We start from the raw sequence: 21,547 nt of genomic DNA, 5'->3' as shown, positions 1-21,547 counted from the left end.
GCGTCGCACAGGCAGCGACGCCGGAATGCCCGCTTTCACCAGCCTTCTCGCGCGGAGCTTAACATGGCCGAACTGGCGCAATACCTGACACTCGGTCTTGCCGACGAGACTTTTGGCATCAGCATCCGCAATGTCAGGGAAATCCTCGATATCAGGCCGATTTCCCGACTGCCTCATGCGCCGGACTTTCTGGTCGGCATGATCGACGTGCGCGGCAGCGGCTACCCGATCGTCGATCTCCGTACCAAGCTCGATCTGCCGCGGGTCCCGGCGACCGAGGCGACGCGCATCATCATCCTCGACGTGCCGATGGAAGACCGTCTGGTGGGCGTTGGCTTCATCGCCGATTGTGTGTTCGAGGTTACCGATATCGACGAGAGTCGGATCGAGCCGCCGCCATCGGTCGGGGGACGCTGGAAGTCGGATTATCTCGCGGGCGTCGGGCGCAAGGGCGACAAGTTCGTCATCATTTTCGATCTGCGGCGCTTGATGCTGTCTACGGACCTGATGCAGACCGCGGAGGCTGCGCTGGCCAAGCCCGTTGCTGCTTGATCGAGGGGGCGGTCATGAACGATTCCGCACTGCATCTGACGGACCGCCATTTCAAGTCTGTCGCAACGTTGATCGAGAGCCAGATCGGCATCAAGCTGCCGCCGGCCAAGCGCGTGATGATCGAGGGGCGGCTGCAGAAGCGCGTTCGTGCCCTCAAGCAATCCAGCGTCAATGAATATGTCGAGCGGCTGTTCGAGGACGGCCAGCTCGAGTCCGAACTCGTCGACCTGATCGACTGCGTCACGACCAACAAGACCGACTTCTTTCGCGAGCCCTCACATTTCGAATTCGTCCGTCACGTCGCCGTCAACGAGTTGCTGGCACTGCGCGGCCGGACCTCGCGGTTGATCAAGATCTGGAGCGCAGCCTGTTCGACCGGCATGGAAGCCTATACGACGGCCATGGTGCTCGACGATCTCCAGATGAAACGACGCGGCTTTGAATTTCGCATCCTGGGAACGGACATCTCGACCAGCGTGCTGCGGGTCGCCAAGGCCGGCATCTACCCGCGCGACATGCTCGCACCGGTTCCCGCCGAGATGGCGCAGCGCTATTTCCTGTCTGCTCGAGATCGAACGCGGGCCGATCTGCGTGTCGTTCCAGAATTGCGGCGGCGCGTGAATTTCACGCGCATGAACCTGATGGACCCGAGCTATCCGGTCGATCAGGATGTCGATATCATTTTCTGTCGCAACGTTCTGATCTATTTCGACAAGGTGACCCAGCGCAAGGTGGTCGACCGGCTTTGCAGGCATCTGCGGCCAGGCGGCTATTTCCTGGTCGGTCATTCCGAATCGATGGTCCACCAGGGCTCGGTCGGATTGAAGCAGGTCCAGCCCACGATCTTCCAGAACGTCGCCCGGAGATGATCGCGTGAGCAAGCCGAAGGTGCGTGCCCTGATCGTCGACGATTCCGCCCTGGTTCGGCAGATTCTGTCTTCCATTCTCACGGAGGATCCGGAGATCGAGGTGATGGCTGCAGTGCAGGACCCGTTCGCCGCGGCACGACGGATGCAGGAGGAACTGCCGGACGTCATCATTCTCGACATCGAGATGCCGCGCATGGACGGCATGACGTTCCTGCGCAAGATCATGGCGCAGCGGCCGATTCCGGTCATCATCTGCTCGACGTTCACGGAGCGGGGCTCGGACATGATGTTCGAGGCCTTCGAGGCGGGCGCCGTCGACATTCTGCCGAAGCCGCGGGTGGATACGCGGCAGGCGCTGCTGGAATCGTCGGCCAAGCTGCGTGAGGCGGTCAAGCTTGCCGCCCGCGCCCGCGTTCGTGCGCGCGGTCCGCGCCGTAGCGTAGAAAAAAAGCTCACGGCCGATGCGATCATTCCGCCTCCGGTCGAGAGCCGGATGCGGCCGACGACGGAACGGATTGTCTGCATCGGTGTTTCGACCGGCGGCACCGAATCGCTGCGTGACGTTCTCGAAGTGTTGCCGCGCGCCTGCCCTGGAATTCTCATCGTGCAGCATATGCCGCAGGGATTTACGGCGGCCTTCGCGCGGCGGCTCAACAGCCTTTGCGACATCGATGTCAAGGAGGCTGAAGACGGTGAGCCGGTGCGGCCCGGGACGGCTTATATCGCGCCCGGCAGCCGGCACATGCTGCTGCAACGAAACGGCCTGCGCTATCATATTGCCATCAAGGACGGTCCCCCGGTCTCGCGTCACCGGCCTTCGGCGGATGTGTTGTTCCGCTCGGCGGCGCAATATGCCGGCGGCAATGCGCTGGGCATTATCATGACCGGCATGGGCGACGACGGCGCGCGTGGCCTGCTCGAAATGCGCAAGCTTGGCGCCGCGACTCGGGCCCAGGACGAGGAAAGCTGCGTTGTGTTCGGGATGCCGAAAGAGGCGATCGCGTGCGGGGCTGTCGAGAAGGTGGTTCCGCTCTCCAGGATCGCCAAGGAAATCATGCTCTGGCATCAAGCCGGGCAATCGGCTTTGGCGGATTGACCGTGGCTGCGAGCGGTGCCGCGTCGCGCGTGGATGGTATACTTGCCTGCACCGAGGAGATTGCCGCGCAGATCGAGGCGACCTTCGCGCAAATGGGACGTGGTCTCGGGCGCGGTCATGTCCTGTTCGACGAACTCAATGCCGGGCTGGCGTCGCTGTCGCAGGAATTGTCCGGCGACAGTATCGCCGGCGCGTCGTCGGTGCTGCGGGACGTCGCGGCACGACTGGCGCGGCTGCTCGAGGTTCTGCGCTCGGAAGGCGATCTCCTTGGCACCATCGGGGCGAGCGCGGAGGACTCCGCGTCAATCCTGAAGCTGCTCGTCAAGCACATCAAGATGGTGCTCGTGATCGCACAAAACGCGCGAATCGAGGCGGCTTCGCTGGGCAGCGGCCAGGACGGCTTTCTGAATTTCACCCAGGAGGCCGTTGCGTTGGCAAAGGCGGTCGAGGGGTCGATCGAAGCCTGTTCGGTGAACCAGACGCGGTTGGCAGAAGCGGTGGCGACCGCGCTGCGCCGGCAGCGCGATTTCGAGACACGCTATCGGGATCGGTTCCGATCGGTCGGTGCCGATCTGGTTTCGGCGCACGCGGCGCTGCAGTCGCGGCGGACCAACGCCGTGCGGCTTGCGGCATCGGCCGGCGCGGGCACCAGGAAGATAACCGAGGCGGTCGGCTCTGCGATCGTGTCGCTGCAGGCGGGCGACAGCACCCGGCAACGTCTCGAACATGTCGGTCGCGCATTGCGGATTGCAGATGGCCTCGATCATGGTCTCGCCCCGGCCGGTTCGCATGAGACCGGTGATGGCGCGACGATCGCGGGCCTGATCCGCGGCCTGCAGTCCGAACAGCTGACCAGTGCTGCATCCGATCTCGATTCGGATCTCGGCGACATCGACCGGTCGCTGAGCAATCTGCTGTCCGGTGCGACCGAGGTGGTCGGCCATGGACGCGCATTGGCCGGGACGGATGACGGCACAAGCGGCTCCTTTCTCACCGGCGTGAAACAGGCGCTGGCGGAGGCATCGTCTCTGATCAAGGCGTGCGACGACTCGCGCAGGTCGGTCGACAATGCGCTGAGCGTCGTTGACGACATGCTTGGGAATTTCCGCAGTGCCGTCCAAAATCTGTCCGACGCCGTGACCGATATCATCCTGGTCGGCATGAATGCCGGGCTGAAGGCTCGTCAGGTCGGCATTCGCGGCCGCGCCTTTGTCGTGATCGCGAATGAACTCCGTGCCACCGCGGACAAGCTTACGGGCGGAGCGGCGATGCTGAAGCCGATCCTGGACGCGGTCGAGCGTGCGGCCAGTGAGCTTGCGCGGGTCAATGGCGACAGCGCTTCCGGGCTGGTGACGGAGCTCGAGCCGAGGATCCTGAGTGCGATCCGCGGCATCGAGTCCGAGAGCGACCAGATCGGCGCGGTTATGACGCGACTGATCCAGAGCGGCGGCGAATTTGATGGCTTGATCTCCGAGGCGAAGGCTCTGCTCGGCGCGCTGCGCAAAAAATCGGCCTGGCTTCCGGAGGTCGCCAGGAGTTTCACTCCTCCTGCCGGCGCGCGGCCGGGCTTAGCGTACGACGATCAGGTGCAGGCTGGGAACGTCTTCGATGGTCTCTATGCGCAGTACACAATGGCGAGCGAGAGGGGCGTCCATCTCGGCTTTCTACAGCGCGTGGGCCTCGCGGCACCCTCGGTGGGCGCGCCGGCGCCGCAACAAGGTGAAATCGATGAGGCGCTATTCTTCTAGGCAGACCAGCTCACCCCATCTGGTCTGATCGTGCGCCTATCGGATGCCGGTCAAGATCGAGGGCGACGACAACTTCACTTTCGTCTGGTCGCGCCGCAGAGATTTTTCACACCCTGCGCATCGTTGGCCCAAGTGATCTCAACTCCCATGCCTCCCGAGCTATTTGGCGACGCAAAGCTGCGCTCGTTCACGGTATTCGGCGAGTGGCAGTCTCATTGCCGGCGCAGGCGCCGGGCGAGGACGGTGAGGCGCGTACGTGCGACGTCGAGCAGCAAGGCGAGCGCGTTGAGGCGCTGCGGTTGTTCGCTCGCTGCCTGGGTTGTCGCGCCGTTGAGGTGCTTGTCGCAGTTTTGCGCGAACACTGTCGTGATGCGCGCCGCCAGATCGCGCACGAAACCGTCGCGCGCGATCTGGGCCAGAGGACCGGAGAGGCTGTAGCCGATCGCGAGCTCGACGCGGGTCGCTCGGCCCTCGTCGATCGGAACCATGCGCCAGCTGATCTGCCCGGAGGTCGATGTCCGGCTGCGCTGATCATGGCCCATGCCGACGAGCCTGCCGGACAGGTTCGTCTCGTCGCGGTCGATCCGCGCGGCGCCGCGGAATGCCGCCGCGAGAGGGCCGAGGGCGACCCTGATTTCGCCTTCGATGCGATCGGGGGCCGGGATGTCCGTGATCGTGGCGCCGGGAAAGCAGGCGGCCAGGGTCCTGACGTTTCCGAACAGCGCAAACACCTGCGCAGGCGCGGCGTTCACAATGAACGATGCGTCGAAGCTCTTGGCGGGCACAGCCTCGGGAATATCGAGCGTCCTTACTGCAACGTTCCGGTCAGCCTCCATCTCACGCATTGCTCGCGGCGCCGACGACGTGGTGGTCGCGATCGCGGCCGGTTGCGATCCCACAGGGCCGAGCGATGTGCGTCCGGCGCCGATCGCGGCCGCGATGCCTCGTTGCCGCCGCGCCTCGATCACGGCGCGGACGGCGCGTACGATTCCGACATAGCCGGTGCAGCGGCACAGGTTGCCGCTCAAGCCGACACGGATGGCCTGCTCGTCCGCGCTGTCGAGGCGCAGCACGAGATCGCGCGCCGACATGATCATGCCGGGCGTGCAGTAGCCGCATTGCAGGGCATGCTCGCGGGCAAAGGCCGCGCGAAGCTCGGCTGCGATCTCGTCCTCATCCAGGCCTTCGATGGTCGTGATGGTCGCACCGTCGCAGGCCACCGCGAGCGTGATGCAGGAGCGGGCCGGAGCGCCGTCGAGGAGCAGCGTGCAGGCGCCACAGACGCCGTGCTCGCAGCCGAGATGGGTCCCGGTCAGGTCGAGCTGATCGCGCAGGAGGTCCGCGAGGTGGGTGCGCGGCTCGACCGTGGTTTCGGTGGCCGTGCCGTTGACGCTGAGCTGGATCGTCGTCACGCGGCGGCCTCCGCGATCGCTCGCGCGAGCACGGTCACGTGGATGTGCCGGTCGGCCGTATCGGTCACACCAGCCCGCATCAGCAGGCGGTCGGCGAGGTCGCGATCGAACTGTTGCTTGAGATTAGTGAGCGTTCCGCCGAACAGGGATGAATCGTCGACGACGATCGGCGTCCTGTCGATGGCGCCGATCACGATTCGGCTGCGGGACTTGTCCGGTTCAATCAGGACGGCTGCCATCGCATGCGCGAATTCGCCGGGCTTGCGACAGGCCTTGGCGTAGCCGAAGCGCGCCGTGGGCGGAAGCGCCGGCAGGCGGATCGCGGTGACGAGTTCGCCGGGACGCAATGCTGTCTGCAGCGCGCCCTGGATGAACTCCGCCACGGCGAGGTCACGTCGTCCTGCCGCGCTTGTCAGCCGCACGCCGGCTCCGAGGGCTGTGAGCGTCGTCACCCAGTCGGCAGCCGGATCGGCGTGACTGAGCGAACCTCCGATCGTGCCGCGGTTGCGCACGGCGCGATAGGCTATTCCAGCAGAGATCCGCCGCATTACGCCATTCGTCACATCGGGAATGCGGCCGTCCTCGATGTCGGCATGGGTGAGGCAGGCGCCGATCACGAGATCGGCGCCATCGCGGTCGACCGTGCGAAGCTCGGCGAGCCCGGCGATGTCGATGATGAGTTGCGGCTGCACCAGACGCAGATTGAGCATCGGCCCGAGCGACTGCCCGCCGGCCATGATCCGTGCCCCACCGTTGGCGTTCGCGAGCAGGTCAAGCGCGGCGCTGACGCTGTGGGGACGCTCATAGGCGAAAGATGCGGCCTTCACGGCGAACTCGCCTGGGCCTGTTTCGCCGCCAGCACCGCCGCGACGATCCGGCGCGGCGACAGCGGCGACTGCATCAGCTCAGCACCGAGCGGCCGCAGCGCGTCGTTCACGGCGTTGGCGATCGCGGCCGGTGGCGCGATCGCGCCGCCTTCGCCGATGCCCTTGACCCCGAACATCGTGTAGGGCGACGGCGTCTCCATGTGAATCAGGCGCGGCTCGGGGACTTCGGTCGGACCCGGCAGCAGATAGTCGGCAAGCGTCGTCGCGAGCGGCTGCGCGGCATCGTCGAACGGCATTTCCTCGTACAAAGCGGTGCCGATGCCCTGGGCCAGGCCGCCGAGAATCTGGCCGTCGACGATCATCGGATTGACCAGCACGCCACCGTCCTCGACGACGACGTAATCGAGCAGCTCGACCTCGCCGAGATCCGGATCGACGGCGACCGTCACCGCATGCGCCGCATAGGAAAAGGTGCCGCTGTCGCGCACCGGCTTGTAGCCGCTGGTGACCTCGAGGCCGGCCGGGTCGACGTCCGCCGGCAGATCCTGCGGCCGCCGGTACCAGGTGTGGGCGATCTCGGCGAGGCTGACGCTGCCGTTCGGGCCGCAGGCGCGGCCCTCGCGCCATGCGATTGCCTCGGGCGGGAGCTGCAGCAGCTTGGCGCCGATGCGCGTGGCGCGTGCGACGATCTGCGCGCAGGCGGTGCCGACAGCGCCGCCGGCCATCACCATCGATCGCGAGCCCCAGGTCCCGGTCGAGTAGGGCGTCATCGCGGTGTCGCCGAGCACGACACGGATCATGCCGGGATCGACGCCGAGGATCTCGTGCGCGACCTGGGCGAGCGTCGTCTCCAGCCCCTGGCCGTGCGAATGAACGCCGACGCGCAGCTCGAGTCCGCCGTCGGGCGTCAGGCGCGCTGTGGCCTGCTCATGGCCGGGCACCATCGGGATGCCCCAGCCGGCATAGACCGAGGTGCCGTGCGCGGCCTGCTCGCAATAGATTGATACGCCGGTCCCGATCATCCGGCCGTCCGGCTCGCCGCGCTGTTGGCGCGCGCGGACGGCGGGGACATCGATCGCGGCCAGGGCCCGCTGCAGCGCGCCAGGATAGTCGCCGCTGTCGAAATGCTTGTTGGTGATGTTGTCGAACGGCATGTCCTGCGGCTGGACCAGGTTGCGCAGCCGGACCTCTCCAGGCTCGAGCCCCGCCTCGACCGCGACGGCATCGAGCAGCAGCTCGAGCGCGAAGCAGACGCCGGTGCGGGCCACGCCGCGATACGGCAGGATCGGACATTTATTGGTTGCGACCGAATAGGTCCGGCAGCGATAGGCCGGCATCCGATACGGGCCCGGCAGGATGCTGGCAATCTGCGCTGCTTCGAGGCAGGCCGAGAACGGATAGGACGAGTAGGCGCCGGAATCGACAATGGCCTCGCAGTCGATGCCACGCAGGCGGCCGTCGCGATCGGCATAGACCGTGATGTGATAGGCATGCTCGCGGCAATTCGCGCTCGCGCTCAGGTGCTCGCGCCGGTCCTCGAGCCAGCGCACCGTCCAACCCTTGTGCATGGCGAGCCAGCTCAGGCACACTTCCTCGGGCAGCAGGATGCCCTTGTGGCCGAACCCGCCGCCGATGTCGGGCGCGATGATGCGGATGCGGCCCTGCTCAATGCCGAGACAGTCGGAGAGGCCGTTGCGCACGATGTGCGGCATCTGCGAGCCGGTGTGCAATGTCAGCTGATCCAGCCGGTGATCGAAGGTCGCGATGACGCCACGGCCCTCCAGCGGCGCCATGCATTGGCGCGCCGTCGAGATCTCGCGCGTCACCTTGATCGGCGCGTCCAGCGCAGACGCGATGTCGACCTCGAATATCGTTTCCAGGAAGACGTTGTCGCCCCAGTGCTCGTGCACCAGCGCGCTACTCGGCTCGCGCGCCAGGCGCATGTCGTGCACCGCCGGCAGCGGCTCCAGCTCGAGCTCGACGGTCGCTGCAATGTCCTCGGCCTCGGCACGGGTGCGGGCGACACACATCGCCACGAGCTCGCCGACATGGCGCACCTTGCCCATCGCCAGCACCGGCTGCTCAGAGATCTTGAAGCCGGGCAGGCCGGAGACGGCGCGGATCGGCTTGATGCCGGCGAGGTCGTCGGCAATGAAGACGACGTCGCGGTACTCAGCGGGAATATGGATCGCCTTGATCCTGGCGTGCGCCATCGGGCTGCGCACGAAGGCCACGTCCTTGAGACCCGGCAGCCTGATGTCGGCGACATACTGTCCGCGCCCGCGCAGGAACCGGTCGTCTTCCTTGCGCAGCAGCCGCGCGCCGACTCCCCGCGGAGAGCGGTCATCGGAGACGGCCGGCACGGGGGCGGCCACGTCAGGCCGCGACCGCTGCGGGCAGGATCGGCGCCGTCGCGTCATGTCGGACGCCGGCGCGCAGGCAGAACACCGGCTGCAGCAGCCGGTCGGCAATCACCTCGGTCTTCTCGTTGTCGCGGAGCACGAAGCGCCCGTTCTTCTCCTGGAGCATGCTGACATCGGCCACCATCCCGGGTCGCAGTGCGCCGATCTGATCGGACAGGCCGAGCATGGCAGCGGGGTTCGACGTGACCATCGGCACGACCTGCTCCAGCGTCAGCCCGAGCGCGACCATCGAGCTCATCGCCTGCACGAGGCTGAACTTGGCCTGGCCGGCGAACGGATGATTTTCGTCGTCGGCAGGTTCGTCCGGCGTGCCCGCGGGCGCCGGCACGTGCGTGTTGTAGCCGTGGATGTCGGCGCCGAGCGTATTGGGGACGATGCCCGAAGCGATCGCCTTGCGCGCCAGACGATAGGAGAAATGACTACCATGTCCGACGTCGACCTTGAGCCCGCGATCGAGCGCCGCCTGGATGACAGGGTGAATCTCGCCCTTGCTGTTGACGAAGCCGCCGGGATGCCGGGTGAACGGGTGCGCCAGCACGTCGCCCGGACGCAGCAGCGGGATCACGCGCTCCAGGATGGTGTCGACGTCCTCGCCATTGGTGCCGCTCGCGGGCAGGCCCCACAGCTGGCCGAAATGGACATAGACCGGAAGCTCGGCGCGGCGGCCGATCTCGGCGGCCATCTCGATCACGCGGATGCCCCAGCGCGCAAAGCCGCCGATCTCGGCATGCGCCTTGATGCCGCGGACGAGGTCGCGGTTGGCGATCGCGGATTTCACCGTCGCTTCGATATCGACGCAGTCGGGCCGATAGAGATCGGGGTAGTAGTGGCCCTCGAGGCCACCGACCAGATAGGCCGACAGGAACGCATAGACGCGTGACTTGGCGGGCTCGGCGATGAAGTGCCGGAAGCCGGGCAGCGTCATGCAGGACGGGCCGCCCTGGTCGATCAGGCTGGTGACGCCCGACTGCACGCCGACCATGTCCGCATTCATGCCGAAGCGGCCGGTGACGTACTGATAGACATGGGCGTGGGTGTCGATGAGTCCCGGAAGCACGAGCTGGCGGGTGACGTCGATCACGTTCTTGGCGCTGGTCGGCAGGATATCGGATTGGACGGCGGCGATGCGGCCATTGCTGATGGCGACATCCTTCAGTCCGTCGATGCCGGAGGCCGGATCAATGACGCGGCCGCCGCGCAGCAGCAAATCGAATGTGGCGCTCACGGACATGCAAGGTCTCCTTTCCGGGCAATGTGTTTGTCCCGGTCAAAGTCTTCCTTGAGGAGCCGGCACAGATGACGGGCCGACCGATTTACGAAGCATGCTTCGCATTACATCAAGATCCGTGCCATAGACAGCTTCAAATTGATGCAGCGTGATGAGCGCTTATGCGGGAGCCGTTCGATGGCTGGAAGGAACAAGCCCAGAGCAGAGACATCGTGGCCGCTCGAGCAGCGCCCGGGCTATCTGATCCGGCGGCTGCATCAGATCCACGTCGCGCTGTTCCAGGAGAAATGCGCGGCCTATGAGATCACGCCGCTACAGTACAGCCTGTTGACGGCGCTGGCGAAACGGGGAACGGCGGACCAGACTGCGCTGGCCCAGGACATCGCGCTCGACCGGACCACCACCACAGGCGCGCTGAAGCGTCTGCAGGCGCGCGGCTTCGTCGATCGTAGCGTCGGACCGCACGACCGGCGGTCGCGGACCTGTCGTCTGACCCGTTCCGGCGTGGCATTGCTGCGCAAGATCGAGCGGCCGGCACGGGCGGCGCATCTTGCGACGGTGGCGGATCTCACCAAGGCCGATCAGACGCGGTTCATTGCCATGATGCAGGCGATCGTCAAGGCGCAGGGGCAAAGGCTCGATGCGACACGATCGCCCGACTGATCTGCTCGACGGCGATCGGCTCGATTAGATAATGGGCATGGTGCTGCCTGAAAAGCAGCGCGTCGCCGGTGCGCGGCGTCGGGACGCGGCGCTCGCCGTAACAAATACGAAGCATGCTCCGCATTTCGGCGCTGCGGCGTTTTGTCTGCAACTGGCCCATTTGGCTGCTCATTTGAGGCTGAGACATTGGTGTGAGCGGGTGCACAAGCATCCCGCGTGAGATGCCTGAACAAGATCTGGCATGTCCCTTGCTGACCATCTCAACAATAGCCCTGCGCATCAGCGCCGGGGCGATACGAATCTGGGGCGGCGACACCGGTGTCGCTGCGCGTGGAGTTGAGCGATGCGATCTGTGCTGCGGCGGGATCCGCCGATCATTGCTCTGGCCAACGGCGTCCGTTCGAAGTGGTGCGTCGCACGCGATGTGAGAGAGGCGCCGTGATGTCCGAGCAGGCCGGCGCCATTGCGACGCGCTTCGGTGACGGCGGTCCCGACGGCGGCGGCGTCGAGACAAATGAGTTTCTGCGCGGCGTGCTCTCGCGCAAGACGGTGCGCCGCTACAGCGACCGGATGCCGGAAGAGGGGTTGCTCGACCTGCTCGTCGCCTGCGCGCTGAGCGCGTCGGCCAAGTCGGACTTCCAGCAGGCCTCGGTCATGCGCGTCAGCGATGCCGGGAAACGGGCGGCGATCGGCAAGCTGTTTCCGAGCATGCCATGGATCGGGGCGTCACCGGTGTTCTTCGTTTTTCTCGGTGACGCACGGCGGCTGCAGCGGATCGGCGCGCTGCGCGGCAAGCCGGTCAGGAACGGCACCCTGGAAGGCTTCTTCAACGCCGCCGTCGATGCGGCGCTGGCGCTGCAGACCATGATCCTGTGCGCGGAATCTGTCGGGCTCGGCACCTGTCCGATCAGTGTCATCCGCAACGAGATCGACACCGTCGCCGCCGTGCTCGAGTTGCCGGACCTGGTGTTTCCGGTCGCCGGGCTATGTCTCGGCTACCCCGCCGCGGACGGACATGTCAGCCTGCGGCTGCCACGCAGCATCACCACCCATACCGATCGTTACGGCGACGATACGCTGCCCGCGGCGATCGACGACTACGATCGCCGGCGCGATGCGCGGCACGCGATTCCGAAGGAGCAACAGCGCGGCAATGCCGAGTTCGGCGAGGCCGCGTTCTACGGCTGGTCGGAGGACAAGGCGCGGCAGGCCGCCAAGGCCGAGGGCGCGGCCTTCCCGCCTTATCTGCGCGCGCACGGCTTCAGCTTCGATTGATCAGTTCAATGTGAGGAGATACGAGATGACCAAGCCTTCGTTTCCCCGCCTGTCGCCGCCGTCTCGGCGAGCAGCCCTTGCGTTGCTGGCTGCTGCGCTGACGCTGCCTGCGGCGTTCAGCGCCAAGGCCGGTAGCCTCGACGAGATCAAGAAGCGCGGGCTGATCGTGGCCACCGAAGATGATTTTCGCCCCTTCGAATTCGTCAAGGACGGCAAGCCGACCGGCTTCGACAACGAGCTGATCGAGGATCTGCGCAAATATGCGCCGTTCGAGATCAAGCAGCAGATCCTGCCCTGGACCGGCATCCTGGCCGGCGTGTCTACCGGCAAGTACGACGTCGCCATCACGGCGGCGATCATCACCAAGGAGCGCAAGAAGTCGCTGGATTTCACCAGCCCGATCGCCGATGCGACGCACTATTACGTCAAGCGCAAGGACGACAAGAGCATCTCCGGGATCAAGGATCTCAGCGGCAAGACGGTCGGCGTGCAGGCCGGCAGCGCGCTGCTCGGTCGGCTCCCCGAGCTGGCGTCGATGCTCGAGAAGGAGGGCGGCAAGCTCGGCAAGGTCGTCGAGTACACCTCCTATCCCGAAGCCTATCAGGATCTCGCGCTCGGCCGCGTCGACTATGTCGTCAACACGATCATCAACATCAAGGCGCTAGTCGCCGAGAAGCCGAACGTGTTCGCGGTCGGCGAGCCGGTCTCCGGCAAATCGTATCCGGCCTGGGCGGTCGCCAAAGGCAACACCGAGCTCGTGGAATTCCTGAACGGCTTCATTGCCAAGGAGAAGGAAACCGGACGGTTCGCCGAGCTGCAGAAGAAGTGGTTCGGCGAGGCCTTCCCGGATCTGCCGGTCATGTTCGAGCCCGAGTTCTGATATCGCAGGTGAGGTAGAGGCGATGTGCAGCTGCAGATCGCTTCGCGCGGGTCCACTCGAGAGAGAGGTGACCGTGCGCCGTGTGCGAACGGTCGGCACATGGCGTCGACCATTTGGTCACGCCAGGGATCGACGTCGATGAGCGCTGCCGACGTGCTGGCCATCCTGCAAGGCGCCGTCGTCACCGTGACGCTGTCCTTCGTCGGCATTCTGATCGGGCTCCCGATCGGGCTCGGCCTGGCGCTGTTGCGCTGGGCCAACGTTCCCGTCGTCGCCCGCATGGTCGCGGTGTATGTCTCGGTGCTGCGCGCGACGCCGCTCGTGACGTTGCTGCTGCTGTTGTTCTTCGCGCTGCCCAATGTCGGGATCGCCATCGGCCCGGTGTCGGCTGCGGTCCTTGCGCTGGTCATGAACACCTCGGCGTTCAACTGCGAGGTCTGGCGCGCCGCGCTGATGAATTTCCCGAAAGAGCAGTACGAGGCCGCGCAGTCCGTCGGCATGCATGCGAGCCTGCGCTTCCGCCGCATCGTGCTGCCGCAGATCGTCCGGGTCAGTCTCCCCGGGCTCGTCAACGAGATGTCGCTGCTGATCAAGGTCACGCCGGTGCTGGCGGTGGTCGGCGTCGTCGACATCACCCGCGCGGCAGTGCGCATTGGCGCCGAGACCTATGAGCCGCTGCCGCCGTTCCTGGTGGCGATCGCGATGTATGCGCCGATCGTGTTCGCGCTGGTCTCGCTGCAGCGCTTCATCGAGCGGCGCCAGCTCGCAGCCGAGGCCGCATGATCCGGGATTTCGCCATCGTCTGGAGCGAGCGGGATCTGCTCCTGAGCGGTCTCGGCAACACCACGATCCTGTCGGTGCTGTCGGCGATCGCCGGCCTCGTGATCGCCTTCGTGCTGACGCCGGCGCTGATGTCGAAGCAGCGCTGGCTGGCGCTCGCCGTGCGCGTGTTCGTCGATGGCATGCGCTGCGTGCCGTTCCTGCTGTTCGCCTACATCGTCTATTACGGGCTGCCGTCGTTCGGCATCCGGCTCGACAATTGGAGCTCGGGCTTGGTGGCGCTGACCGTCTATCACGCCGCCTATCTCGCCGAGATCCTGCGCGGCGCTTGGGTAGCGCAGCCGCGCGAGCCGCTCGAGGCCGGCGTCGCCTTCGGCTTCTCCGGAGCGCGGTTGTTCCGCCGCATCATCCTGCCGCCGCTGCTGCTCGCCGCAGGTCCTGTGATCGGCAACCAGATGATCCAGATCGTCAAGGACAGCGCCTTTCTCACCATCATCGCGCTGCCCGAGCTGACGCATGCGGCGAGCTCGATCCAGTCGCGCCACTACGTGCCGTTCGCCGCCTTCATCACTGCCGTGTTCCTCTATTGGGGGCTCTGCCTCGTGATCGAGGCGGGTGTCAGCGGCATCGACCGGCTCGCGGCGGCGCGGCGCTGAAAGGAAGCTGGGATGACCGACGACATGGCCGTGCTCGACGTCGCCGGCATCTCCAAGCGCTTCGGCGAGCTCGAGGTGCTCTCCGACATCAGCTTCACGGTGACGCGCGGCGAGACGGTCTGCGTGCTCGGCCCGTCCGGCTCCGGCAAGTCGACGCTGCTTCGCTGTATCAACTGGCTGGAGCGGCCCGACGCCGGCCAGATCTATCTGAATGGCGCGCGCATCGGCATCAACAATGGCGGCGTCGTGATGTCCGACCGCGAGCTGTCGCGGGTCCGGACGCGGATAGGCATGGTGTTCCAGCATTTCGCGCTGTGGCCGCATCTGACCGTGCTGCAGAACCTGATGGAGGCGCCGGTGCAGGTGCAGAAGCGCCCCGTGGCCGAAGTGCGCGAGGAGGCGATGGCGCTGCTCGCCAAGGTCGGACTCTCCGACAAATGCGATGCGTTCCCGGCGCGACTGTCCGGCGGGCAGAAGCAGCGCGTCGGCATTGCGCGCGCGCTGGCGATGAGGCCGGACGTGCTGCTGTTCGACGAGCCGACCAGCGCGCTCGATCCGGAGCTGGTCGGCGAGGTGCTGGTGGTGATGCGCGAGCTCGCCCGCGAGGGCCGCACGATGGTGATCGTGACCCATGAGATGGGCTTTGCCCGCGACGCCGCTACCCGCATCCTGTTTCTCGATCGCGGCCATGTCGTCGAGACCGGGCCGCCGGAGCGCTTCTTCGTCAACCCGGACACCGAGCGCGCGCGGCAGTTCATCCAGCGCTACGCCGCCGGATGAACCACAACAAAGCGAGGGAACACGCCATGGATCCGATCTACCATCTGCTCCCGGATGCGCCGAAGCCGGTCACGCCCTACAGCCACGCCGTGCAAGCCGGGCCGTTCCTGTTCGTCACCGGCCAGCTCGCGACCGATCCTGATGACGATTCGCTACCTTTGCCGGACGGCATCGAGGCGCAAACCCGCAAGGTGATGGACAATCTCGCGCGCGTGCTGAAGGGCTGCGGCATGAGCTTTGCGAACGTCGTGTTTGCGCGCATCTTCCTGACCGATTTCAAGCGCGACTACGCCGCCATGAACGCGATCTTCTCCAGCCATTTCGACGATGCGCACCGGCCCGGCCGGACCACGATCGGCGTCTGCGATCTCGCGCGCGGCGGCATCGTCGAGATCGACTTGGTCGCCTACAAGCCCTGAGGGAGATTGCGATGGATCCGATCGAGATTCCGGCGCGCCGCGGCAAGGCGGCCTTCGTCGCCGCCGGCCAGGTGGTCACGGTGATCAATACTCATGGCGAGCAGGTGGTCGACACCTGGGCCTTCAATCGCGCCGACCTGTCCGAGTTCATGTCGAACGAGCACACCCGCGCGCATTCGCTGCACCTGGTGCCGCGACCAGGCGACGTGCTCAGGACCAATAAGCGCCGGCCGATCCTCACCCTGGTCGAGGATACCTCGGGCGGCATTCATGACACGCTGATCGCCGCCTGCGATCGCTATCGCTACGCGTTTCTCGGGCACGAGGGCCATCACGACAATTGCACTGACAACCTGTTCGCCGGCATGGCCGAGCTCGGCCTGACGCCGCCTGAGGTGCCGAGCCCGCTCAATCTGTTCATGAACATTCCGTGGGACGCCGACGGCACGCTCGGCTTTGCCGCGCCGCCGCGTCCGGTGCCCGGCGGCCATGTCCGGCTGCGCGCGGAAATGGATCTGGTGATCGCGTTCTCCGCCTGTCCGCAGGACATCCTGCCGATCAACGGTAAGGCCGGACAGCCGGTCGAGGCGCATTTCACGGTGACCGACGCATGAGTGCGCAGGGCAACGCACAGCGGGCCGCCGCCAATCGCCGCCGCTACGAGGAGCTGCGCGCGGCGGGACAGGAGCTGAAGCAGCTGCCGGCGCCGACGGCGATGGATGGCGCGCCGATCACAAAGGACGCGATCGTCCAGACCGAGCAGGTGCCGCCCGGCTGGCACGCGACCGTGCGGCTGTCGCGCGGCGAGGCGCTGCGCATCTGCGATGATCTCGGACGCTCCAGCGCGTCGCTGCTTGCGTGGCGCAACGAGGATCCGTGCGAGCGGATCAACTGCGCCGATACGGTGAAGGTGCAATGGAGCGCGGCGCTGTCGAAGGGCCGGATGATCCTGTCGGACATGGGACGAGTGCTGCTGTCGATGATCGAGGACACCTCCGGCGCCCATGATCTCCTGGTCGGCGGCTCGACGGCGGACTCGACGCTCAAGGCCTATGGCGAGGTCACGCGCAACACGCAGGCGAACTTCATCTCGGCAGCCGCCAAGATCGGGCTCGGCGTGCGCGACATCCCGCCCTGCGTGACCTTCTTCGCGCCGGTCACGACCGATGCGACCGGGCGCTTCGTCTGGCATGGCGAGCGCAAGCGCGCGTGCGATTTCGTCGACCTGCGCGCCGAGATGAACCTGATCGTCGCAGTCTCGAACTGCGCCCATCCGCTCGATCCGGCGCGGCCGGCAGCGACCACGCCGATCACGCTGATCCGGCACCGGCTGCCACCGCCCGCGGCCGACGACGTCTGCCGCACGGCGTCGCCCGAAGCGCTGCGCGCCTACGCCTTCACCGATCAGCTGTTCGCCTGAGGAGCGTGATCATGTCCCCGACCGATCAGGACGACCTCGTCTATGCCTTCGACATTCCCGCCGAGCAGCCCTGGTCACGGATACTGAAGAAAGGCCAGACTCTGCGCATCATCGACAGCGAGGGCGAGCAGGCGGTGGACGCGCTGATCTACGTCGCCGGCGACACCGCCGAGCGCTACAGCGCGCAGGACACCCTGCGCGTCCAGGGCTCGGCCTATCTCGAGCTCGGCACGCGGCTGATCTCCAACTGCGGCCGGGTGATGGCACAGATCACGGCCGACACCTGCGGTCGCCACGATACCTCGGCGGGCTGCTGCTCCTGCGAGAGCAATGCCGTGCGCTTCGGCGAGGCGACGCGCTACCTGCATGCCTGCCGCGAGAACTTCATCCTGGAGCTGTCGCGGCACGGCCTGACCAAGCGCGACATCGTCTCCAACCTCAACTTCTTTATGAATGTGCCGATCGAACCATCCGGCAATTTCACCGTGCTCGACGGCCCCTCGTCGCCGGGCAACTACGTCGACGTGACCGCCGAGATGGACGTGCTGTTCGTGATCTCGAATTGTCCGCAGGTCAACAACCCGTGCAACGGTTTCGATCCGACTCCGATCCGAGTGGAGATCAGGCAGACGCCTGCGGCATGAGATCGCCGCAAGAAATCTCCGCTCGCAGTCCGTTGCAGGCGGACGCTCTGCGCGCCCGCCTGCTTATGAACGTCTCCGATAGCCGCAGCGTTCATTTTGGTGGACTGCTAAGGCGCGGCCGTTAACCCGGGGGCGCGACGATTGCCCGATATCGGTGATATGCGCCGGCCGGAGCTATCTCGTCTTTCAAGAGGAGAAAACTCTCCCGTTCCCGCCTCTGATTGGAGCGTCGCAAATCCCGATCTTGAGTGAAAAAGTGGCATTTTGCGCGGGCATCCCCATATAAGATCAATGGCAAAATGGCAAAAATCGAGTACGCGACAACCTCACAAGACGAAGGCTGAACTCCGTCAGATGCTGACCGAGGCGGTCCGCAATACGCCCAGTTCGGGCTCGCGACCGAAGCGTCTGGTGAAACTCGACGGCATTGCTGATGAGGCGCCGGCTTCTGTCGATCATCCCGAGAACCTCGCGGCGGCCGTCACTGTTCACGCCAATCCGACGATCGCGGCGACCGAAACGATGCGGCCGGTCTGACGCACTTTCACGTAGGTGGCATCGATCCAGAGTCAGGGCGAGTCGGCCTCGATCGGGCGCGTGAGGAGGGACAAGTCGCCCAGCCTCGGGGCCGGGCGACTTGATCGTCAGGCGGGTATTAGTTCCGGGTCGGTGCCGGCACGGCGGTACGGTTCGCGGGCACCGTGACGGGCTGATAGGCGAACACGTCCCGGCTGCGCGGATCGACGGTCACCTTGACCCAGCGCACGTCGTTGTTGCCGTTGCCCTGGTTGTCGCCGAAGGTTTCGACGCGGGTGAAATTCTCCAGCCGCTGGCCTGCGCTGTTGAGGAACGGCTGGTCGATCCGGAAGTAGTGGGAATCGCCATGGACGTAGGCGACCGGCTTGCGGAACGCCTCGACCTCGGTGCGCAGCGCGGTCAGGAAGCTCGCAAAGCCGTCCGGCTGTCCGTCGGTCTCGGCGAGCGTCTTGGGATCGCGCAGCGGCGCGCGGGTGGCGTCCGAGAGGTCCCAGCCGGGGTCGGCCTGGGAGACGAACATCACGGCGGCGGAGTTGCGCTTCTTGGCCTCCGCGAACGTCTGCTGCATCCAGAGGATAACGGCGGCGTTGCGCGCATTGTATTCGTCGGGATCGGGATTGGTATCGCAGAGATTGTTGCAGGAGCCTTGGACGTTGAGCGTCGCATAGGTCACGCGACCCACCGTCCAGCGGCGGTTCTCCACGCAGCCGACCTTGGTGCCGTTGGCGCCGAGGCACAGCGGATCAGTCTGCACCTCCTGGCGCAGCTTGCGTTGTCCGAGCGAGAACGGCGTCGAGAAGAGCACCTTGCGCTCGTAGTCGAGCCGGTCGCGCGAATTGAAGCCGCCGTTCGAGGGACGGTCGCAATCGACCCAGTCATTGTCGCCGGGTGTGAACATCGCCGGTGCCTCGAGGCTGCCGAAGAAGGCGAGAGCCTGGGCATAGAGCGCGGCGTCGCAGGCCGAATTGGAGCCCTGCTTCAGGTCGCCATCATGGACGGTGAACTTCAGCCGGTGGGCGTTCATGTCGGCGATCAGGTTCGGAACGCCGACGGTGGCCTGCAGCGTGGAGTAGGGTAGGTCGCCCCACAGGCCAATGGTATAGCTGTCGTCATCATCGTCGTCATGCGCCAGGCTTGGCGCCGCAGCGGCGAACGAGAGCAATGACACCGTCACGGACAGCGTGAGCAGTTCGTGGAAGGCTGATTTGAATGATGATCGGAATGACATACGGCAAGATCCCCCAAAGACCTCGGTTGCAACGCGCCGCTTCAAGCAAGCGGCCGCGCGACGATGCGGAGCGTCGATAACGGGGACGTGACGATCGGCTGACAATCACCTGACGGATATACGATGACGCGGATCGGGTGCGTTGCCGCCGTGGAAGCGCAAGAGCCCGCCGAATGGCGGCGGGCTCTTGTTCTGTTGCGTCATGCTGATTGCAGGATGTTCAGCAATCGATCAGCGGTCGCCATCGTGCCCGTCGTCGCCGCGATCGTGGTGGTGTCCGTGGCCGTCATGGTCATGATCGCCGTCATCGTCGCTGAAGGCGAACAGATTCATCAGGTCACCGATCGCCGGACGGTTCTTCGGCACATAGCGGTTGTCGTCACGATCGTGGATCGGGTTGGGCAGCCGGTCGCGGCTGACCGCCGAGATCGTCGGAAGCCGCCAGTTGCGCTCGATGAACTTCAGCAGCGAGACATGGTCGTAATAGGTGTGGTCGACATGACCCTTCTTTGCCAGCGGCGAAACCAGGATGAAGGGGATACGCGTACCGTCACCGAGGAAGTCCACCGGCTGGATGTAGCCGGAGTCGTAATAGCCGCCACCTTCGTCGGTGGTGATGAAGATCGCAGTCCTGGCCCAGATCTGCGGATTGGCCTTGACGCGATTGATCAGCGCCTCGAGGAACTTCTCATAGAGGTCCGTGGTCGAATCGGCCGGATGGCCGGCGAGCGCCTCGAACGGACGCACGAACGACACTGCGGGCAGCGTGTTGTTCTGCACGTCCTTGATGAAGGCGCCGTAGTTCTGCAGCTTGGCTTCCTCGGCCGGGTTCTTCATGATCTTGTTGAAGCCGGTGAGCGGGTCGCAGATGCCGCAATAAGAATGGAACAGCAGCGGCACGCCATCGACGCTGCTCGCGAAGGTCGTGGCATCATCGCCACGGTCGGCGCTATAGTATTTCCAGGAGACGCCCTTCGCGGTCATCACGTCGGCAATAGTGGGCGCGCTCTGCGGCGGGAGCACGAATTTGTCTGAACCGAGCGCATTCGGCTTCGCGCTGGTCTGGTTCCAGAACATGCTGTAGTTGTTGACGAGATAGTAGTGGTTCGGCGCGCAGTTGTTGTTGTAGACGCCGTTCCTGAACAACTGCTCGTTGATGGCGGCAACGCCCGGCGCGCTGGGATCGGAGCAGTTGACGTAGGAGCCGCCGCTGTAGCCGTCCTGCTTGTAGTAATTGTTGGTGCCGGCGACCGGATCCGGATTCTCGATCTGGTTGGCGTAGGGCACGGCGGGAGCGCCGTTCATCGTCTCGGGGTTGGTGAAGAACGCGGCGTGGCCGGTCACGAGGGACTGGAAGTTGGCTCCGGTGCCGCCCATGATGGCCTGGTGATAATTGTCGCTGATCGCGTAGTCGTCGGCGAGTGTCTTGAAGAACGGGGCATCACCGGGCTGCGCCTTGCCGGTGGTGTCGGTGAACGGATTCATGTTGTAGAAGCCCATCGAAATGGCGCCTTCCATCGGGTTGAACCCGCCGGCCGGATAAGGCTGCCCGTTCGAGCCGGTGCCGATGGTCTGTTCGACCCACACGAACTTGTCGTGCTTGCCGCCGTCGATGTCCTGCCACATCTGGAAGAAGCGATGCACGGGATCGCCGGTGTAGGCGGCGTAGGTGACGTATTTCGAGATCTGGTACGGCCCGTTGGGGAGATTGGCCGGAAAGCGGGTGTCGAGGACGTTCTGGGGCAGGCCGATGCCATAAGTGGTGTAAGGCTGCGGCAGTGTCGCATAGGCGCCGGTCGACGCCGTCTCGGCGGTGTAGCGCACCTCGTCACGGCCGATCCGCTGCTCGGCCTTGTTGAAGTGACGGCCGGGCGTGCCGTCTTCGTTGACGATCCCCTTGCTGAGCAGGTTGTCGATGCTCTGTCCCGTCTTCGGCTTGTAGGTGCCGAACAGATTGTCGAAGGTGTGGTTCTCACCGACGATGATGATGACGTGCTCGATCGGCGTGCTGGTCGCCGTTCCGGCGAAGGCTGGCGCGACGCTGGTCGCGGTGAAGATGGCGGTGGTCGCAAGGGCGAACGCCTTGGACCGCGTGACTGTTCTGGTCATG

General features: G+C 65.4%; 20 protein-coding genes and 1 pseudogene. 14 read left to right on the top strand and 7 right to left on the bottom strand.

Annotated elements, in window-relative coordinates:
- Positions 1-63: 63 nt before the first annotated feature.
- The 4 genes from LQG66_RS13035 to LQG66_RS13020 are packed head-to-tail and all read left to right on the top strand — an operon-like array spanning position 64 to position 4,265.
- A complete protein-coding gene (locus LQG66_RS13035; protein ID WP_231326619.1) occupies positions 64-552 on the top strand; it encodes a chemotaxis protein CheW in 489 nt (162 codons plus the stop codon).
- A gap of 14 nt (positions 553-566) precedes the next feature.
- Positions 567-1,421: a CheR family methyltransferase gene (locus tag LQG66_RS13030; protein WP_231326618.1), complete on the top strand. Its 855-nt coding sequence runs from the start codon at positions 567-569 to the stop codon at positions 1,419-1,421.
- Between the two features lie 4 nt (positions 1,422-1,425).
- Positions 1,426-2,517, top strand: coding sequence for a protein-glutamate methylesterase/protein-glutamine glutaminase (locus LQG66_RS13025; RefSeq protein WP_231326617.1), 1,092 nt, complete (start codon positions 1,426-1,428; stop codon positions 2,515-2,517).
- A gap of 29 nt (positions 2,518-2,546) precedes the next feature.
- Positions 2,547-4,265 carry a chemotaxis protein gene (locus LQG66_RS13020; RefSeq protein WP_231326616.1) on the top strand — a complete coding sequence of 573 codons (1,719 nt, stop codon included), beginning with the start codon at positions 2,547-2,549 and terminating at the stop codon, positions 4,263-4,265.
- A 212-nt stretch (positions 4,266-4,477) separates the two neighbouring features.
- On the opposite strand, the gene LQG66_RS13015 is transcribed toward LQG66_RS13020, so the two are convergent.
- The 4 genes from LQG66_RS13015 to LQG66_RS13000 are packed head-to-tail and all read right to left on the bottom strand — an operon-like array spanning position 4,478 to position 10,158.
- Complete coding sequence (locus tag LQG66_RS13015) at positions 4,478-5,677, bottom strand: 2Fe-2S iron-sulfur cluster-binding protein (protein ID WP_231326615.1); 1,200 nt, start codon at positions 5,675-5,677, stop codon at positions 4,478-4,480.
- Positions 5,674-6,504 (bottom strand): FAD binding domain-containing protein, encoded by an 831-nt coding sequence (locus LQG66_RS13010; protein WP_231326614.1) that lies wholly within the window; start codon positions 6,502-6,504, stop codon positions 5,674-5,676. The genes LQG66_RS13015 and LQG66_RS13010 overlap by 4 nt, the downstream gene beginning before the upstream one ends.
- Positions 6,501-8,879 carry a xanthine dehydrogenase family protein molybdopterin-binding subunit gene (locus LQG66_RS13005; RefSeq protein ID WP_231326613.1) on the bottom strand — a complete coding sequence of 793 codons (2,379 nt, stop codon included), beginning with the start codon at positions 8,877-8,879 and terminating at the stop codon, positions 6,501-6,503. Before LQG66_RS13005 ends, LQG66_RS13010 begins: the two co-directional genes overlap by 4 nt.
- A 1-nt stretch (position 8,880) precedes the next feature.
- The gene (locus LQG66_RS13000; protein WP_231326612.1) at positions 8,881-10,158 is read right to left on the bottom strand and encodes an amidohydrolase/deacetylase family metallohydrolase; all 1,278 of its coding nucleotides are present in this window, start codon (positions 10,156-10,158) and stop codon (positions 8,881-8,883) included.
- 174 nt (positions 10,159-10,332) lie between these two features.
- Between LQG66_RS13000 and LQG66_RS12995 the strand changes: the two genes are divergently transcribed.
- The 10 genes from LQG66_RS12995 to LQG66_RS12950 all read left to right on the top strand — a co-directional run bounded on the left by LQG66_RS12995 (position 10,333) and on the right by LQG66_RS12950 (position 17,672).
- The gene (locus tag LQG66_RS12995; protein ID WP_231326611.1) at positions 10,333-10,818 is read left to right on the top strand and encodes a MarR family winged helix-turn-helix transcriptional regulator; all 486 of its coding nucleotides are present in this window, start codon (positions 10,333-10,335) and stop codon (positions 10,816-10,818) included.
- 441 nt (positions 10,819-11,259) lie between these two features.
- Positions 11,260-12,093, top strand: coding sequence for a nitroreductase family protein (locus LQG66_RS12990; RefSeq protein WP_231326610.1), 834 nt, complete (start codon positions 11,260-11,262; stop codon positions 12,091-12,093).
- 25 nt (positions 12,094-12,118) lie between these two features.
- A complete protein-coding gene (locus tag LQG66_RS12985) occupies positions 12,119-12,973 on the top strand; it encodes a transporter substrate-binding domain-containing protein (protein ID WP_231326609.1) in 855 nt (284 codons plus the stop codon).
- Positions 12,974-13,111: 138 nt separating this feature from the next.
- On the top strand, positions 13,112-13,756 hold the full coding sequence (locus LQG66_RS12980; protein ID WP_231326608.1) for an amino acid ABC transporter permease: 645 nt from the start codon (positions 13,112-13,114) through the stop codon (positions 13,754-13,756).
- Positions 13,753-14,409 carry an amino acid ABC transporter permease gene (locus LQG66_RS12975; protein WP_231326607.1) on the top strand — a complete coding sequence of 219 codons (657 nt, stop codon included), beginning with the start codon at positions 13,753-13,755 and terminating at the stop codon, positions 14,407-14,409. Before LQG66_RS12980 ends, LQG66_RS12975 begins: the two co-directional genes overlap by 4 nt.
- Positions 14,410-14,421: 12 nt before the next feature.
- Positions 14,422-15,189 (top strand): amino acid ABC transporter ATP-binding protein, encoded by a 768-nt coding sequence (locus tag LQG66_RS12970; RefSeq protein ID WP_305879323.1) that lies wholly within the window; start codon positions 14,422-14,424, stop codon positions 15,187-15,189.
- A gap of 26 nt (positions 15,190-15,215) precedes the next feature.
- The gene (locus LQG66_RS12965; protein ID WP_231326606.1) at positions 15,216-15,608 is read left to right on the top strand and encodes a RidA family protein; all 393 of its coding nucleotides are present in this window, start codon (positions 15,216-15,218) and stop codon (positions 15,606-15,608) included.
- Positions 15,609-15,619: 11 nt separating this feature from the next.
- Positions 15,620-16,222, top strand: a complete 603-nt coding sequence (locus LQG66_RS12960; RefSeq protein ID WP_231326605.1) for a DUF1989 domain-containing protein — start codon at positions 15,620-15,622, stop codon at positions 16,220-16,222.
- Positions 16,219-17,028 (top strand): urea amidolyase associated protein UAAP1, encoded by an 810-nt coding sequence (locus LQG66_RS12955; RefSeq protein ID WP_231326604.1) that lies wholly within the window; start codon positions 16,219-16,221, stop codon positions 17,026-17,028. The genes LQG66_RS12960 and LQG66_RS12955 overlap by 4 nt, the downstream gene beginning before the upstream one ends.
- Before the next feature lie 11 nt (positions 17,029-17,039).
- Positions 17,040-17,672: an urea amidolyase associated protein UAAP2 gene (locus tag LQG66_RS12950; protein ID WP_231326603.1), complete on the top strand. Its 633-nt coding sequence runs from the start codon at positions 17,040-17,042 to the stop codon at positions 17,670-17,672.
- 456 nt (positions 17,673-18,128) lie between these two features.
- On the opposite strand, the pseudogene LQG66_RS12945 reads toward LQG66_RS12950, so the two are convergent.
- The 3 genes and pseudogenes from LQG66_RS12945 to LQG66_RS12935 all read right to left on the bottom strand — a co-directional run.
- Positions 18,129-18,241, bottom strand: a pseudogene (locus LQG66_RS12945) (transposase); the annotation flags it as partial.
- An 86-nt stretch (positions 18,242-18,327) separates the two neighbouring features.
- On the bottom strand, positions 18,328-19,437 hold the full coding sequence (locus tag LQG66_RS12940) for a hypothetical protein (protein WP_231326602.1): 1,110 nt from the start codon (positions 19,435-19,437) through the stop codon (positions 18,328-18,330).
- 231 nt (positions 19,438-19,668) lie between these two features.
- Positions 19,669-21,546 (bottom strand): alkaline phosphatase family protein, encoded by a 1,878-nt coding sequence (locus LQG66_RS12935; RefSeq protein ID WP_231326601.1) that lies wholly within the window; start codon positions 21,544-21,546, stop codon positions 19,669-19,671.
- Position 21,547 lies beyond the last annotated feature (1 nt).

The organism is Bradyrhizobium ontarionense (assembly GCF_021088345.1).
Taxonomy (GTDB): Bacteria; Pseudomonadota; Alphaproteobacteria; order Rhizobiales; family Xanthobacteraceae; genus Bradyrhizobium; species Bradyrhizobium ontarionense.
Note: the sequence above shows the minus strand (reverse complement) of the source record. Positions and strands in the feature narration are given on the sequence as shown.